Source organism: Pedobacter sp. TM02, from assembly GCF_059705275.1.
On sequence record NZ_AP046530.1, the window covers coordinates 200,771 to 216,040 of the forward strand.

Annotated in this window: 15 protein-coding genes; 12 read left to right on the forward strand and 3 right to left on the reverse strand. The window is 44.2% G+C overall.

Translation table 11 applies throughout. From position 1 onward, the window contains the following. Positions 1 to 7 precede the first annotated feature (7 nt). Genes nuoL through AC6H1S_RS00965 form a run of 9 tightly spaced genes read left to right on the forward strand, consistent with a single transcriptional unit; the run spans position 8 to position 9,333 of the window. Positions 8 to 1,906 carry an NADH-quinone oxidoreductase subunit L gene (nuoL, locus tag AC6H1S_RS00925; RefSeq protein WP_497566012.1) on the forward strand — a complete coding sequence of 633 codons (1,899 nt, stop codon included), beginning with the start codon at positions 8 to 10 and terminating at the stop codon, positions 1,904 to 1,906. A gap of 19 nt (positions 1,907 to 1,925) precedes the next feature. Continuing rightward, positions 1,926 to 3,389: a complex I subunit 4 family protein gene (locus tag AC6H1S_RS00930; RefSeq protein WP_497564789.1), complete on the forward strand. Its 1,464-nt coding sequence runs from the start codon at positions 1,926 to 1,928 to the stop codon at positions 3,387 to 3,389. Between the two features lie 2 nt (positions 3,390 to 3,391). Beyond that, a complete protein-coding gene (locus AC6H1S_RS00935) occupies positions 3,392 to 4,762 on the forward strand; it encodes an NADH-quinone oxidoreductase subunit N (RefSeq protein ID WP_199138189.1) in 1,371 nt (456 codons plus the stop codon). A gap of 46 nt (positions 4,763 to 4,808) precedes the next feature. Further along, positions 4,809 to 5,477, forward strand: a complete 669-nt coding sequence (locus tag AC6H1S_RS00940; protein WP_199138187.1) for a DedA family protein — start codon at positions 4,809 to 4,811, stop codon at positions 5,475 to 5,477. Next, complete coding sequence (locus tag AC6H1S_RS00945) at positions 5,474 to 6,025, forward strand: inorganic diphosphatase (RefSeq protein WP_199138185.1); 552 nt, start codon at positions 5,474 to 5,476, stop codon at positions 6,023 to 6,025. Before AC6H1S_RS00940 ends, AC6H1S_RS00945 begins: the two co-directional genes overlap by 4 nt. Further along, positions 6,025 to 7,338, forward strand: a complete 1,314-nt coding sequence (locus AC6H1S_RS00950; protein ID WP_199138183.1) for a hemolysin family protein — start codon at positions 6,025 to 6,027, stop codon at positions 7,336 to 7,338. The genes AC6H1S_RS00945 and AC6H1S_RS00950 overlap by 1 nt, the downstream gene beginning before the upstream one ends. 11 nt (positions 7,339 to 7,349) lie before the next feature. Further along, complete coding sequence (locus AC6H1S_RS00955; protein WP_497564790.1) at positions 7,350 to 8,051, forward strand: 16S rRNA (uracil(1498)-N(3))-methyltransferase; 702 nt, start codon at positions 7,350 to 7,352, stop codon at positions 8,049 to 8,051. Continuing rightward, on the forward strand, positions 8,048 to 8,830 hold the full coding sequence (locus tag AC6H1S_RS00960) for a DUF4159 domain-containing protein (protein ID WP_497564791.1): 783 nt from the start codon (positions 8,048 to 8,050) through the stop codon (positions 8,828 to 8,830). Before AC6H1S_RS00955 ends, AC6H1S_RS00960 begins: the two co-directional genes overlap by 4 nt. A 2-nt stretch (positions 8,831 to 8,832) precedes the next feature. After that, positions 8,833 to 9,333 (forward strand): biotin/lipoyl-containing protein, encoded by a 501-nt coding sequence (locus AC6H1S_RS00965; protein ID WP_199138179.1) that lies wholly within the window; start codon positions 8,833 to 8,835, stop codon positions 9,331 to 9,333. Between the two features lie 94 nt (positions 9,334 to 9,427). Here AC6H1S_RS00965 and AC6H1S_RS00970 read toward each other — a convergent pair whose 3' ends face one another. Further along, positions 9,428 to 10,993, reverse strand: coding sequence for an SUMF1/EgtB/PvdO family nonheme iron enzyme (locus AC6H1S_RS00970; protein ID WP_497564792.1), 1,566 nt, complete (start codon positions 10,991 to 10,993; stop codon positions 9,428 to 9,430). A gap of 409 nt (positions 10,994 to 11,402) precedes the next feature. On the opposite strand from AC6H1S_RS00970, the gene porV reads away from it, so the two are divergent. The 3 genes from porV to AC6H1S_RS00985 are packed head-to-tail and all read left to right on the forward strand — an operon-like array spanning position 11,403 to position 13,700. Next, positions 11,403 to 12,584 carry a type IX secretion system outer membrane channel protein PorV gene (gene porV / locus AC6H1S_RS00975; protein ID WP_497564793.1) on the forward strand — a complete coding sequence of 394 codons (1,182 nt, stop codon included), beginning with the start codon at positions 11,403 to 11,405 and terminating at the stop codon, positions 12,582 to 12,584. Beyond that, positions 12,584 to 13,063, forward strand: a complete 480-nt coding sequence (gene ispF, locus AC6H1S_RS00980; RefSeq protein ID WP_497564794.1) for a 2-C-methyl-D-erythritol 2,4-cyclodiphosphate synthase — start codon at positions 12,584 to 12,586, stop codon at positions 13,061 to 13,063. Before porV ends, ispF begins: the two co-directional genes overlap by 1 nt. Before the next feature lie 19 nt (positions 13,064 to 13,082). Beyond that, on the forward strand, positions 13,083 to 13,700 hold the full coding sequence (locus AC6H1S_RS00985; protein ID WP_199138175.1) for a hypothetical protein: 618 nt from the start codon (positions 13,083 to 13,085) through the stop codon (positions 13,698 to 13,700). Between the two features lie 70 nt (positions 13,701 to 13,770). Here AC6H1S_RS00985 and AC6H1S_RS00990 read toward each other — a convergent pair whose 3' ends face one another. Both AC6H1S_RS00990 and AC6H1S_RS00995 read right to left on the reverse strand, forming a co-directional pair. Continuing rightward, positions 13,771 to 14,649: a pirin family protein gene (locus tag AC6H1S_RS00990; protein ID WP_497564795.1), complete on the reverse strand. Its 879-nt coding sequence runs from the start codon at positions 14,647 to 14,649 to the stop codon at positions 13,771 to 13,773. Between the two features lie 85 nt (positions 14,650 to 14,734). Then, positions 14,735 to 15,265, reverse strand: a complete 531-nt coding sequence (locus AC6H1S_RS00995; protein WP_199138171.1) for a YceI family protein — start codon at positions 15,263 to 15,265, stop codon at positions 14,735 to 14,737. Between the last annotated feature and the right edge of the window lie 5 nt (positions 15,266 to 15,270).

The window sequence follows — 15,270 nt, forward strand, 5'->3', positions numbered from 1 at the left end:
AGGAATGATGAATAATTTACTTTGGCTGGTTCCTTTGCTTCCGCTTTTAGGCTTCGTAATTAATGGCCTTGGCCGAAATACGTTCAGCAAAAGCCTGGTTGGCTTGATCGGAAGCGGTGTGGTATTGGCCTCTTTTGTACTCAGCGTAGTTTTATTTTTTCAATTGAGCGGCAGTGCCGAAAAACAGATTAATGTAGTACTTTTCGACTGGATCAGCGCGGGCAAGGTACACATCCCATTGGCTTTCCTGCTCGATCCGTTGAGCTCGGTGATGCTGCTGATCATTACCGGTATCGGTTTTCTGATCCATATTTATTCGATTGGCTATATGCACGAAGATGCCGGTTTTGGCAAGTTCTTCAGCTATTTGAACCTCTTTATCTTCTTCATGTTGATTTTGGTGCTGGGTTCAAACTATATTGTGATGTTCATCGGCTGGGAAGGCGTAGGTTTGTGTTCTTACCTGCTTATCGGCTTTTGGTACACCAACCAAAGCTATGCAAGCGCGGCCAAAAAAGCTTTTGTAATGAATCGTATTGGCGATTTGGGCTTTTTGATTGGCGTATTTATGTTGGTAAACGCCTTTGGCAGCACCGAGTTTGCACAGATTTTCCCCCAAGCCTCTAAATTTGTTACTAACGATACGACTATAATTACCATTACCATCTTATTGTTTATCGGTGCCTGCGGTAAATCGGCACAGTTGCCTTTGTTTACCTGGTTGCCTGATGCGATGGCTGGTCCAACCCCAGTTTCGGCTTTGATCCACGCCGCTACCATGGTAACTGCTGGTATCTACATGATTGCCCGTTCGAGCGTATTGTTCGATTTGGCCCCAATTACCCAAAATATTATCGCCATTATAGGTGCCGCAACTGCTTTGATCGCGGCGTTGATTGCTTTGACCCAAACAGATATCAAAAAAGTATTGGCCTATTCAACCGTATCGCAATTGGGCTATATGTTCCTGGGTTTGGGCGTTGGTGCTTACACCGGCTCGTTTTTCCACGTGTTAACACATGCTTTCTTTAAAGCCTTGCTGTTCTTGGGCGCTGGTTCGGTTATCCACGCCATGCACCACGAGCAAGATATGCGCCACATGGGTGGCTTAAGGTCGAAATTGAAAATCACCTTTGCTACCATGATGATCGGTACCATTGCCATTGCAGGTTTGCCACCGTTTTCGGGTTTCTTCTCTAAAGACGAAATCTTGGCCCATACTTTCGAGCACAGTCCGATACTTTGGGGCGTAGGTTTGCTTACCGCTTTCCTAACTTCGTTCTACATGTTCAGGATGATGTTCCTGACTTTCTCTGGCAAATACCGGGGCACGCACCACGAAGAAACCCATGTGCATGAGTCGCCAGGTGTTATGACTTTCCCGTTAATTGTGTTGGCCATTTTGGCGGCCATCGGGGGACTGATCAACTTGCCGCATTTTGCCGGAGGTAACGAATGGTTGGCGCATTGGTTGGCTGGTGCAGGTATTGCCCCACAAGAATTGGGCTTAGATCATGGCACAGAAATCGGCCTCATGGGCGCTTCTGTAGGCGCTGCCGTTATTGCCTTGATTTTTGCTTATGTAAAATATGTGAAAAATGCTGATATCCCTGTTGCCGATGAGGGCAAAAGATCGGTATTGGCCAAATTGTCTTACCACAAATTTTATCTGGACGAGATTTATGATACGATCATCAGAAAACCATTGGATGCTTTGTCCAAGTTCTTCTACCGTATTGTAGATAAAAAAGTAATCGATGGTTTGGTAAACGGCTTGGGCTGGACGGCTACCGAAGGCAGCAAAAACCTTCGCCTGTTGCAATCTGGAAATGTAGGCTTTTATATCTTTATGATGGTGTTCGGTATCATTGCCTTATTGTTGTACACCTATTTATCCATCTCTTAACATTGGCTAAACAAAATAAATGGAACTTTTAATACTTATATTTTTACCACTAATTGGTGCCATTGTCACAGCTGCTTTAGCCAAAAAAACCGCTAAGCAAACGGCCTTGGTGTTTTCCATCCTTTCGCTGGCAACAACCATAGGTTTATTGTGCAAATTTACGCCCGATGCCAGTACACAGTTTGTAATCAACTGTGCTTGGATTAAAGAGTTTGGAATCAGTTTTCATGTAGGCATCGACGGCATCAGTATGATTACTGTGCTACTGACCAATATTTTGATGCCTTTGATCATTTTGGCCAGCTTTAAGCACGACTATAAAAACAGCAACGCTTTTTATGCTTTGGTGCTTTTTATGCAAAGCGGACTTTTACTGGTGTTTACCTCGCTTGATGCATTTTTGTTTTACATCGGCTGGGAAGCGGCTTTGATCCCGATTTATTTCATCTGCGCCATGTGGGGCGGCAAAGACCGCATCAAGGTCAACATGAAGTTTTTTGTGTATACCATTGCGGGTTCATTGTTCATGCTTTTGGGCATGATCTACCTGTACCTGCAAAATCCGGCACATACTTTCGCTATCGCCGATTTTTATAAGCTCCAACTCGATGCTACGCAGCAGGGCTGGGTATTCTGGGCCTTCTTTATTGCTTTTGCCATTAAGATGCCTATTTTCCCATTCCATACCTGGCAGCCAGATACCTATACCGAAGCTCCGGCAACCGGTACGATGCTCTTATCAGGTATCATGCTGAAGATGGGTATTTATGGCGTCATCAGATGGCTATTGCCGGTTGTGCCGCAAGGCGTACAAGACTGGACCAATCTGGCCATGATTTTGTCTGTTATCGGTATCGTCTATGCCTCCTTAATAGCTTTTACGCAAAAAGATGCCAAACGTTTGGTCGCTTATTCGTCAATTGGCCACGTAGGCTTGATTGCGGCAGGTATTTTTGCACTAAATACGCAAGGTTTGCAAGGTTCGATGGTACAGATGCTGAGCCACGGTATCAACGTAGTAGGTTTGTTCTTTGTATTGGACATCATTTCGTCGCAATTGAAAACCAACAAGGTGGATGAACTAGGCGGTTTGGCCAAAGTGGCTCCAAAACTAGCCATTACTTTCCTCATCATTGTTTTGGGCACGGTAGCCTTGCCAGGAACCAATGGTTTTGTGGGCGAGTTTTTATTACTGATGTCTGTTTACCAATATAATGTTTGGATGGTGGCTGTAGCCGGATTGACTATTATTTTCGGCGCTGTTTATATGCTGAGGATGTATCAAAAGGTAATGTTGGGCGAAACCAACAGCCTCACCATCGACTTTACAGATATTAAAGGAACAGAAAAAGTGGTGTTGTATATCATTTGTGCACTTATCATTGTAATGGGCGTATATCCTAAGCCAATATTGCAATTATCGGAAGCTTCAGTACAACATTTATTAGAACAAGTCAATCAAAAATTAACAGGGTTAAACTAAACATGAACATTATTATAACCATTGCCGTAACGGCATTAGTAGTACTTTATGCAGGTTTGTTCAAAGCAAAAAAAGCCTTGTTGCCATTAACCTTGGTAGGTTTGCTTGTAGCCTTGGGCTTTACCCTGTGTGCCTGGAATAATCCGACAACTTATTTTGGCATGATGAAAATGGACAATTTTGCACTGGCCTTTAGCGCCATCAGCATTATTGGTACTTTCTTGATCTTTTTGCTTACCCAACGCTATTTTACCGAAGGCAGCGATAACGTAGCCGAATATTTCACACTGATTTTGTTCGCTTTGTCGGGCATGATCATCATGGTATCTTACCAGAACCTGTCTATGTTGTTTATCGGTTTGGAAATCATGTCGGTAAGCTTGTACATCCTGGCAGGTATTCGCAAGCTTAATTTTGCCTCTAACGAGGCTTCGCTGAAGTACTTTTTGATGGGTGCCTTTTCGACCGGATTTTTGTTGTTCGGCATTACCCTGATTTATGGCGCTACCGGATCTTTTGATATCGAAGTCATCAACAAATATTTGGTAGAGCACAATGCGGTTTCTACGCTATTCTACCCGGGTGTGATCCTGATCATGATTGGATTATGCTTTAAAGTAGGTGCGGCGCCTTTTCATTTCTGGACACCGGATGTATACGAGGGTGCACCATCGCTCATTACCGCCTTCATGTCGACCGTGGTAAAAACCGCTGGCTTTGCGGCTTTCTTGAGGTTGTTTAGCAATGCTTTTGAGCCTTTGCACGATTTCTGGACGCCTGTGCTAACCTGCATTGTCGTGCTCACCCTATTTATCGGCAACATCACCGCCCTTTACCAAAAGAACTTCAAGCGCATGTTGGCTTATTCGAGTATTTCGCATGCCGGTTATTTGCTGTTTTCTTTGGTGGTATTGACACCAAACTCGGCCAATAACGTATTGGTTTATGCGGCAGCCTATACTTTTGCCAGCATCATTGCCTTTGCCGTGCTGATCATGGTGAAGCAAAAAACAGGCAGCGATACTTTCGACAGCTTTAATGGCTTGGGCAAAAAGAACCCTTTGGTGGCTTTTGCCTTAACGGTTGCCATGCTATCGCTGGCAGGTATACCGCTAACCGCCGGCTTTATGGGCAAATACCTCATGTTTATGAACGTAATGGACAACTATCAGGTAGTTTTGGTGGTTATTGCCATTTTAAACGCTTTGGTAGGTTTCTACTACTATTTTAGGGTAATTATTGCCATGTACTTTAAAGAAGGCGAAGAAATTTCTTTGGAAGCGCCGTCGCAGTATAAAATCGTATTGGTACTTGCCGTTATCGTAACCTTGCTATTAGGCGTTTATCCATCGCTTATTTTAAATTTGATATAGCATAACGATATAGATTATTATTTGTAGTTTTACGAATAATTGAACTATGCAAGAATTCTGGAATTCAGTACAGCATTTTATAGACCCTGAAAAACTGCTCAAAGAGGGGGGATTTTATGTGGTATTGTTCGTTATTTTTGCCGAAACCGGGCTTTTCTTCGGTTTCTTTTTACCTGGTGATTATCTGTTGTTCTTGGCAGGCATGTTTGTAGCTACAGGCAGGCTCGATGTCAATATTACCGTGCTGGTGCTGGGGCTCTGTGCCGCAGCCATCCTTGGCAATTTTACAGGTTACTGGTTCGGTCGCAAAACAGGTCCGGTTTTGTACAACCGCAAAGATACCTTCTTTTTTAAGAAAAGGTATTTGGTTGCCGCCGAACGCTATTACCGCAAACAAGGTGCTTTTGCCCTCATCATGGGCAGGTTTGTGCCGATTGTACGCACGTTTGCACCTATTTTTGCAGGCGTTGTTAAGCTCGATGTAAAAAAGTTTGCACTTTATAACATTGTTGGCGCAATATTATGGATAGCATCCTTAACTTTGTTGGGATATTTTTTGGGCAGGAAGTTTGCCACACAAATTGAAGAATATTTGGTTTATATTATAATAGGTTTCATTGTCATCACCACCATTCCGCTGATTATTACCTTTGTGAAAAAGCAGGTTTTGGGCGCTGGAGAGACAGATGAAACAGAGAATGAAGAAGAAAAATGAGTAAAGACGGCTATCATCCATGGCATAGTGTTTCTCCGGGCAAAAACGCACCGGAGGTTGTGAATGCAATTATAGAAATTCCTAAAGGTTCCAAAGCAAAATACGAAATCGATAAAGAGTCTAACCTGATCAAGCTAGACAGGGTGTTGTTCTCTTCGGTGATGTATCCGGCAAACTACGGATTTATTCCGCAGACGTATTGCGATGATAACGATCCCCTGGATATCTTGGTGCTGTGCTCGGTAGATGTGTATCCAATGACCATCATCGAAGCCAAGGTAATTGGTGTGATGCACATGGTGGATAATGGCGAACAGGATGATAAGATTATCGCAGTAGCCAAAAATGACATGTCGGTAAACTATATCAACGACTTGCACGAACTGCCACCACATACCATGAAGGAAATTGTAAAATTCTTTCAGGATTATAAGGCTTTAGAAGAGAAAAAGGTAACAATTGAACACCTGCTAGGGGTGCGATACGCTCATAAGGTAATTAATGAGAGCATCGAATTATATAACAAAACATTTGGAAAATTAGCTTAATGGGCTGGGATCTATTCTGGACTTTCTTTTTAGTTGCGCTGAACGGCTTTTTTGTGGCCGCAGAATTTGCTATCGTTAAGGTTCGGGGTTCCCAAATTGAGATCAAGGCAAAATCTGGAAGCCGTGTAGGCAAAATGGCCAAGCATATCATCCATAACTTGGATGGCTATCTGGCCGCTACACAATTGGGCATTACCTTGGCTTCGCTAGGCTTGGGCTGGGTGGGCGAACGTGTGATGCACGACTTGATCCACGATGGCTTGCAAAACTTGGGCATGAGCGAAACCTTTATCAGCTCGGCATCAACGGTTATTGCCTTTTCTATCATTACCATTATGCACATCGTATTTGGCGAGTTGGCGCCAAAATCATTGGCTATCCAGCGACCGGTGGCTACCACCTTGTTTATTGCCTTGCCCTTACAGGGTTTCTACTTTATTGGTAGGCCTTTCATTTGGTTGCTCAATGGTTTTGCAAGGATTGTACTTAAGCTGTTTGGCATCAATACGGCTGATGGGCACGAATCTTTACACAGTACCGAAGAGCTGCAGTACCTGTTAGATCAGGGCAAGGAAAGCGGCGCCTTAGATACCAATGAGCACGAACTGATTAAAAACGTATTCGATTTTAACGAGCGCGTGGTTAAAAACATCATGGTGCCCCGGACCAAAATATCGAGTATCGAGCTGGATACGCCGAAAGAAGAAGTCGTACAAAAGATCATTGCCGAAGGCTATTCACGTATGCCGGTTTACGATGAGATCATCGATAAGATTATCGGCATTGTGCATGCCAAAGATATTTTGCCATTGTTGGCGGGTAAAAAGGAGTGGGCTTTAACCGATATCATCAGGAAGCCTTACTTTGTGCCTGAAACTAAGAAAATCAACGACCTGTTGAGCGAACTGCAGCAAAAACGCATCCAAATTGCCATCGTCATCGACGAGTTTGGCGGTACGGCAGGCATGGTTACGCTCGAAGATATTGTGGAAGAGATTGTGGGCGAGATCCAAGACGAGTATGACGAGGAAAAGCCAACCGTTGAAAAGATTTCAGATACCGAATTTATCATTAATGCCTATGCCACGGTTTACGACGTAAACGAGCATTTGCCACACGATTTGCCCGAAGACGAAGATTTTGATACCGTAGGTGGCTTGGTTTCGCATGCCTTTGGCAAAATTCCGGAGGTTGGCGATAGCGAAGAATGCTATGGCTACCTTTTCACCATCCTTAAAAAAACGGAACAAAATATCGAAACCATCAAGCTCGAGCTGGTTATTGGCAAAAGCGACATGGTTGATAACCATTAATCCCCCACATTATGCATATCTTCTATACACCAGATATTGCATCGGCCCATTATACGCTTAACGAAGAAGAAAGCAAACATTGCAGCAAGGTGCTTCGGTTGGGTGTAGGCGATGTTGTGCAGCTTATCGATGGTCGTGGTGGTTTTTACGAAGCCGAAATTAGTTCGGTCAACAAAAAGCATGTCGATTTAAAAGTAATCAGCAGCCAGCAGGATTATGGCAAACGTAACCATCACCTGCATATTGCCGTCGCGCCTACTAAAAACATCGACCGTTTGGAGTGGTTCTTGGAAAAGGCAACAGAAATTGGCATTGACGAAATTACACCGATCATCTGTGATCGTTCCGAACGACGTGTGGTTAAGGAAGAAAGGCTCGATAAAGTAATTACTTCGGCGGTCAAGCAATCGCTTACAGCCTATCATCCGCGGCTAAATCCAACTATGGCGCTGGCCGATTTCCTCAACAAGGAAACCTCGGCCAATAAACTGATTGCCCATTGCATGGATGGCGATAAAACCTACACTAGAGATTTGGTACAGCCGCACCAATCGTATGTGGTGCTGATTGGCCCTGAAGGTGATTTTACGGTTGCAGAGCTGGAGCTCGCTTTGCAAAATGGCTACAAACCCGTAACTTTAGGACAAACGCGCCTGAGAACGGAAACGGCAGCCTTGTATGCCTGTTTCGAGCTTAACTATATCAACCGATGAACCTGATTTACGATTTACGAGCTACGATTTACGATTTGGGCAAGTCACTTAAGCGCATTGCGGTTTCACTTTGGGTTTTGGTCTTTGGCCCTTCCGCTTTAAACTTTAAACTTTCAACCTTCAACCTTCTGCCTTTAATCTTGGGTTTTTCGGTCTTGGTTTCCCTTACCGGCTTCAACGCCCCAACCTATAAAATGGGTAAGCTGAAGTACAGTGGGGGTGGCGATTGGTATGGCAACCGAACAGCTTTGCCTAACCTCATCGAATTCTGCAATAAAAATATCAATACTAATTTTGCGCCAGACGAAGGCATTGTGGAAGTGGGCAGTGCCGAACTGTACAATTTTCCTTTTGTGTACATGACCGGCCATGGCAACGTGATTTTTAACGACCAGGAAGCGGCTAATCTGAGAAAATATTTAATCGGTGGGGGCTTCTTGCATATCGACGATAATTATGGGCTCGACAAGTTTATCAGGCCCCAAATGAAAAAGGTTTTTCCTGAGCTGAGCTTTGTAGAACTGCCCGCCGACCATAAGCTGTACAACCAGAAATTCAAGTTCCCGGCAGGCCTGCCCAAAATACACGAACACGATGGCAAACGGCCGCAAGGCTTTGCGCTGATCTGGCAAGGCAGGGTGGTTTGCTATTATACCTACGAATGCGATCTGGGCAATGGTTGGGAAGATTACGGCACATATCCCAGCGATACGCAAGAAAGTAGGACCAAGGCGCTAAAAATGGGCGCAAATCTAGTGCAATATGCTTTAACCCAATAAACATGTATCAAGTAAAAGTAAACAACAAGTATGATTTTGAGATCGAGGCAACTAACCAATCGCTAAAAATCAATCATGAGGTAGTTACATTGGATAGTTTTCCCTTGAACGGGAACACCGCTCATGTGCTTTATCAGAACAAATCTTATACTACAGAACTTGTAGAACTGAACAAAGAAGAAAAAACCGCTACGGTTAAAGTAAATGGCAACTTGTATACGGTTAGCATCAAAGATCAGTTTGACCAGTTGCTTAAGCAATTGGGTATGGACAACCTGGCAGCCCATAAAATACAGCAGGTAAAAGCACCAATGCCAGGGCTAGTGCTAAACGTACTGGCCAGCGAAGGCGATGAGGTAAAGAAAGGCGATAGCCTCTTGGTACTCGAAGCCATGAAAATGGAAAATATGATCAAATCGCCTACCGATGGGGTAATTAAGAAGATCGCGGTAAAACAAGGCGATAAAGTAGAGAAAAATGAATTGCTCGTTAGCTTTAGCTAGGACCGCTCTCGAAGTTTCAAAAAGCTTCGTAAGTGTATGAACAGGAAGGCCCGAAAATCCTAGATTTTCGGGCCTTCCTGTTATTTTTTGAGGATTACCTGCCTGACTTGAATTGAGGCTTGCCACTCGATTTGATTTCTGATGGGCCCAACATGGTCATGGCGCAACGGAAACCAATATCCGCGGTCGATTCGTCTTCCTGCAAGTGTCTTCTTGCTGCCGGATTTAGCCATTGTGCCTGGTCGTTCCACGAGCCACCTTTGTAAACTCTCGATTTATCGTTTACCAAAGTAGTAATGCCGTACAAAGCACTTTGCTCGTCGCGGTAACCGCGTTGATCGGCGTTGTAGGCCGCGCTGCCGTTGGTGCCTGCTGCTTTTCCGGCCTGTAGCTCTTCCCAGGTTTGTTTAACGCCAGAGTTGGCTTTTACCATTTCAGGCTTGCCATATTTGTTTTGTTTCAATTGGCTGTTTACAGGATCTCTGTCTTTGTTTTGGAATTGGTTACCCCTGAATGGGTTTAAGGCATCGGCCTGCTCGAAAGTAGCGGCACGGTATACGTCGGCTACCCACTCGTTTACATTTCCAGCCATGTTGTAAAGGCCAAAATCGTTAGGCATATAACTTTTTACGTTTTGGGTAAAAGCAGCTTTATCGTTCAAAGAACCACCAACACCCATGTAATCGCCTTTGCTTCTTTTAAAGTTGGCCAAAATCAATCCCCTGGTTTTTTTCTTGGCTGAAGTGATGCCCAAACCATTCCAAGGATAGATTTTTTTCTCGTTTACGTTTTCATATTGGGTGTTGCCAATGAGGCCCAAAGCAGCGTATTCCCACTCGGCTTCTGTAGGCAAGCGGAAAGGCTGCAGAATTACACCGTCTTCCAATCTTACGTTTCTGGTCGGGCCGTTTTTGCTATTAGTGGCATTTGTTGCGCCAGTAGCAGCTGGATTTAGATCTTTCATGGCTTTCGGTCCCTTATCGTCATATTGACCATTCAAATAAACATCAGTATTGAAAGGCTTGTCTTTTTTGGTTACAGTAGCGGCGTTAGAATTTTTGGCTGTGCCATTAACCATGGCAAAGGAATTCATATAGCCTTTGTCGCGTAAAAGCTTTTCGTTTACCATATCCGTTCTCCAGGCGCAGTATCTTTCGGCTTGTTTCGCACTTACGCCAACTACCGGATAGTCTTGGTAAGCCGGATGTCTTAAATAGTTGTTTACATAGGGCTCATTAAACGAAAGCGGACTACGCCAAACCAAAGTATCAGGAAGTTCTTCATAGTAGTATTGCGCATCGGTAGGAAAGTTCCTTTTGATCCAGTTCAGGTATTCTAACCAGTTGGTGTTCGAAACCTCGGTGTCGTCCATATAAAAAGAGCTTACCGTAACCTCGCGTTTGTAGTTGTAGTTGCTCATGTCTTGGCCCGGAATATCAACCGCACTGCCACCCATGATGAACTCGCCACCTTCAATCTCTACTAATCCTGGCCCTGGGCCACGTTTGTACTTATTTGCCACCTCGAATCCGCCGTTTTCCTTTTTGTTGTAGGCATATCCGGTTTTGTTCGATACCGCACTGCTGTTTTTAGACTTGCAAGAAGCAAAAACGGTAAGACTGATCAAGAATGCAAAAGAGTAAAAGTATGTTTTTTTCATAAAATGTGCCTTTGTAACACTTAACCGTTAAAATTACGTAAAAAGGGCGGGCCACCAAAAAAAATCTTACTTTTTAGTTGCCTATAAGTTAAACTCCAAAAAACAGGCATAACCCTTTGCTCCAATAATAGAACAATACCTACAAACGTAAACTTCCTTAATTTATTGTGGCTAAATGTATTAGGTGTTTTCTTCCCGTCTGGACACGTGCCGGCCCCGATGCTTTATAGTATAAGCGAGAAGGTTTTTTTGCCTATTTTGATGCGTTTAATTGGCTATAACAACATTTAATTGAAAAATACGTTTGTTTGCTAACAAGTTGCCCCGCTAGAAGTCATATAATATATTAATGCTTTGAAATTAGTAAACACTATGTTAACTTGCATGCCTGATATATCTGTTTCAACTGATGAAATTAAAGTACTTTAGTGCAACAGCTTTAGGCATGTTTTCTTTAACCATGTTTTTTAGCGCCGGGCTACAGGCACAAGTAGTGCAACCGGGTACGCAAACTAATGGTAGTCAGTCTAACAATATCATAACAGCGGTTCCTTTTTTGCTGATTACGCCCGATGCCAGGGCGGGCAGTATGGGCGAGGCCGGTGTGGCCGCGCTGCCCGATGCCAACGCGATGAGCATCAATCCTTCCAAATTGGCCTTTTTAGAATTGCCTTACGGCTTTTCGGCTTCTTATAGTCCATGGTTAAAAAGTCTGGTTCCCGATATCAATCTCGCCTACATCAGTGGTTTTTATAAAATCAACGACCAGAGTACGTTGGGAGGTTCTTTGCGTTATTTTTCATTGGGCCAAATTCAGCTAACCGACGCTAACCAACAAGATCTAGGCATTTACAGCCCGAATGAGTTTGCATTTGATGCCACTTATTCGAGGCGCTTTGGCGACGAGTTTGCCTTGGGCACCACAGGCCGCTTTATCTATTCCAACCTCTCGTCGGGCCAGTTTGCCGCCGGACAGCAGACGCGTGCGGGCAAAGCCTTTGCAGTTGATGTTTCGGCCTATTACAGAAAACAGACCGTGATGTTTGGCAAGGATGCCATTATAGGGGCAGGCGCCAATTTCTCCAATATCGGAACCAAGATCGGCTATGTTGATGGCGGAGAGAAATTTTTCTTGCCTACCAACATGAAAATTGGAGGTGCTTCTACATTGATCATCGACGATTATAACCAATTTACGCTGGCACTCGATTTCAATAAACTGATGGTGCCTACCCAGCCAATCAGAGATTCGAACGGCAAGATTATTTCGGGCCGCGATCCCGACCGTTCGGTTCCGGCTGGCATATTTGGTTCTTTTAGCGATGCGCCAGGTGGTTTTAGCGAGGAACTGAAGGAAATTAGCATTAGCACCGGCGTAGAATATTGGTATAACCAGCAGTTTGCCCTTCGTGCAGGCTATTTTTACGAGTCGCCGCAAAAGGGCGATCGTCGTTATGTAACTTTGGGCGCTGGTTTAAAATATAATATCTTCAATATGGATTTCGCCTATTTGCTGGCCAATCCACAAAAAAGTCCGCTGGCTAATACCTTGAGGTTTAGCCTGCTGTTCAACTTCGGAAATACGAAATAATGAAAATCAAGGTAGGTTTTGGTTTTGATGTACACCAATTAAAAGACAATCATCCATTTGTAATTGGCGGCGTAAACCTGGCGCATCACAAAGGTGCCTATGGCCATTCTGATGCAGATGTGTTATTGCACGCCATTTGCGATGCACTTTTGGGCGCAGCCAACCTCAGGGATATCGGCTTCCATTTTAAGAATACCGATCCCCGCTGGAAAGGCATCAGTAGTATGATACTGCTGCAGGAAACGGTAAAGCTGTTGCAGGAAAAAGGCTGGCAGATCGGCAATATCGATGCCATGCTATGCCTCGAGGCCCCTAAAATAAATCCGCATATCCCGCAGATGCAGGCTAACATTGCCGAATCAATAGCGATGGATGTGGAAGATATTTCTATTAAAGCCACTACCAACGAGCAAATGGGATTTATAGGTAGGGAAGAAGGGGTGGTTGCCTATGCCGTTTGCCTGATCCAGAAACCTTAAGCAAAAATAGTTGTTATTGATGGAAAAGATCATCACGTTTAAAAGCCCGGCCGAAGCCATTGACAGTTTGGATAATGGCGGTAGGTTTTATAATGTTTTAACCAAGCCAAACGATGAGATTGTCAGCCTTTCTGAAGTAGGGAAAGTGGCCGGCCTATTTTTCGAAAAGCAAAAAGCGATCTTGTTTTTGGAACTAGCCATTGCTGCGCTCGACGAAAATGCCAAGCAGCACATCGTGTCGAAGTTTGATAAAGACCTGCAAATCTATTACAACAAGTATAAGCCGCAATGGCTATTGCCTGCTATGGTAAAAAGCAAAGGCATTACCGGTGCAAATACGGTGATTACCGGCATACCGCACCTGATTGATTCGAATGCTGAACTTAATGGCTTCATCTTTATTCCTGCCGGAAAAGCATTGGTGATGGTACCGATTTTTGACGAATACGATATTTACGAAATCAGGGACGAGCAGCATTCGGAAACATTCATTATCGGCAACAAAAAAGGCAAAGAAAAACTGCCCGAAAAGAAGCTCAAGGTTGGAGGTGTTTTAAAAGAAATGAAGGCCAAGAAAGGCGACAGAACCGCGCTTGATCGATTTCTGGAAATCAACTACTTTGTAGACGAGGATTAATTCGGCTATCATAAAAAAGTCGACCATGCCCTATGCAATGGCCGACTTCTTAAAAAACCATCAAGGTAATTTAGTCTTCGAGATAGCCAAATTTGCCTTCGTTGTAGTCGGCTATGGCTTGTTGTATTTCCTCCGGCTTGTTCATTAAGAATGGCCCATAAGCCGCAATCGGTTCGTTGATGGGCTCGCCGCTCAGTATCAAAACGATGCTGTTTTCTAAAGCTTCCAGCTCAATCTCTTCGCCTTCGTTTTCAAAATAAACCATCTGGTTGGTGTTGGCCTGTTCTGTTCCGTTTACTTTAATGCTGCCTTCTATCACTACAAAAGCGGTGTTGTAATGGGCCGGAAAGCTGAAAACGGCTTGGGCTCCCTTGTTCAGCCGGGCATTGTACATTTCAATGGGGCTGAATGTAGTTACGCTGCCTTTGGTGCCTTGGTAATCGCCTGCAATCACTTCGATGATGCCCTGCTCATTGGGCAAGACCAATTTTTGCATATCGCTTTGTTTTACGCCCTGGTATTTTGGCGTGCTCATTTTGTGTTGAGCAGGCAGGTTTACCCAAAGCTGCACCATTTGAAAAGGACCGCCTTTTTTGCTGTAGCTTTCTTCGTGGTATTCTTTGTGGAGTATGCCACTGGCCGCGGTCATCCATTGTACATCGCCGGGATAAATCGTACCCGAGTTGCCCGCACTGTCGTGGTGTGCCACGGCGCCATGATAGGCAATGGTTACGGTTTCGAAGCCGCGATGCGGGTGTACACCAACCCCACGAGGTTCGTTACGGGCAGAAAATTCGATTTTCGCATTGTAATCGAGCATAAAGAACGGACTCATGTTCAGTCGATAGCCACTAGGAAAGAAATTATGTACCCTAAAACCATCACCTACCATGTGTGGTGCAGGTGGATTTAACACTGCTGCTACTTTTTTTACATTTGCTTCCATCATTGAAAAGATTAGAGTTTTGCGTCGAGCGTTTGGTGTTATAAACCCCAAACGCTTTTACTTATCGTGGTACGCTCAACGCGTTTGCTTACGCTTGTTTGACGAACTGGAGTTCGCCTAAAATTCTTACGTCTTCGCTTACCATTACGCCACCGGTTTCTAGGGCAGCATTCCAGGTTAAGCCAAATTCGGCACGGTTGATTTTGCCACTTAAGGTGAAGCCTGCTTTGGTGTTGCCCCAAGGGTCGGTTGCAATGCCACCAAATTCGGCAGTTAATTTTATGGGTTTGGTATTGCCTTTAACCGTTAAATCCCCTTTAACGATGTAGTCGTCGCCGTCTTTTTCTACTGCGGTAGAAGTAAATTCGATAGTTGGGAATTTTTCGGCATCGAAGAAGTCGGCGCTTTTTAGGTGGTTGTCCCTGTCTTTGTTGCCGGTATCGATAGAATCTATATCTCCTTTAAAAGATATAGACGAATTAGAAAAATCGTCGCCTTCTGAAGTTAATTCTGATGAGAAAGATTTCAAACTGCCGGTAACAGTAGTAATCATCAGGTGTTTTACCTTAAACTGAAGTTCGCTGTGGGTTGGATCCAATGTCCATTGAGTAGTTGCCATAACTT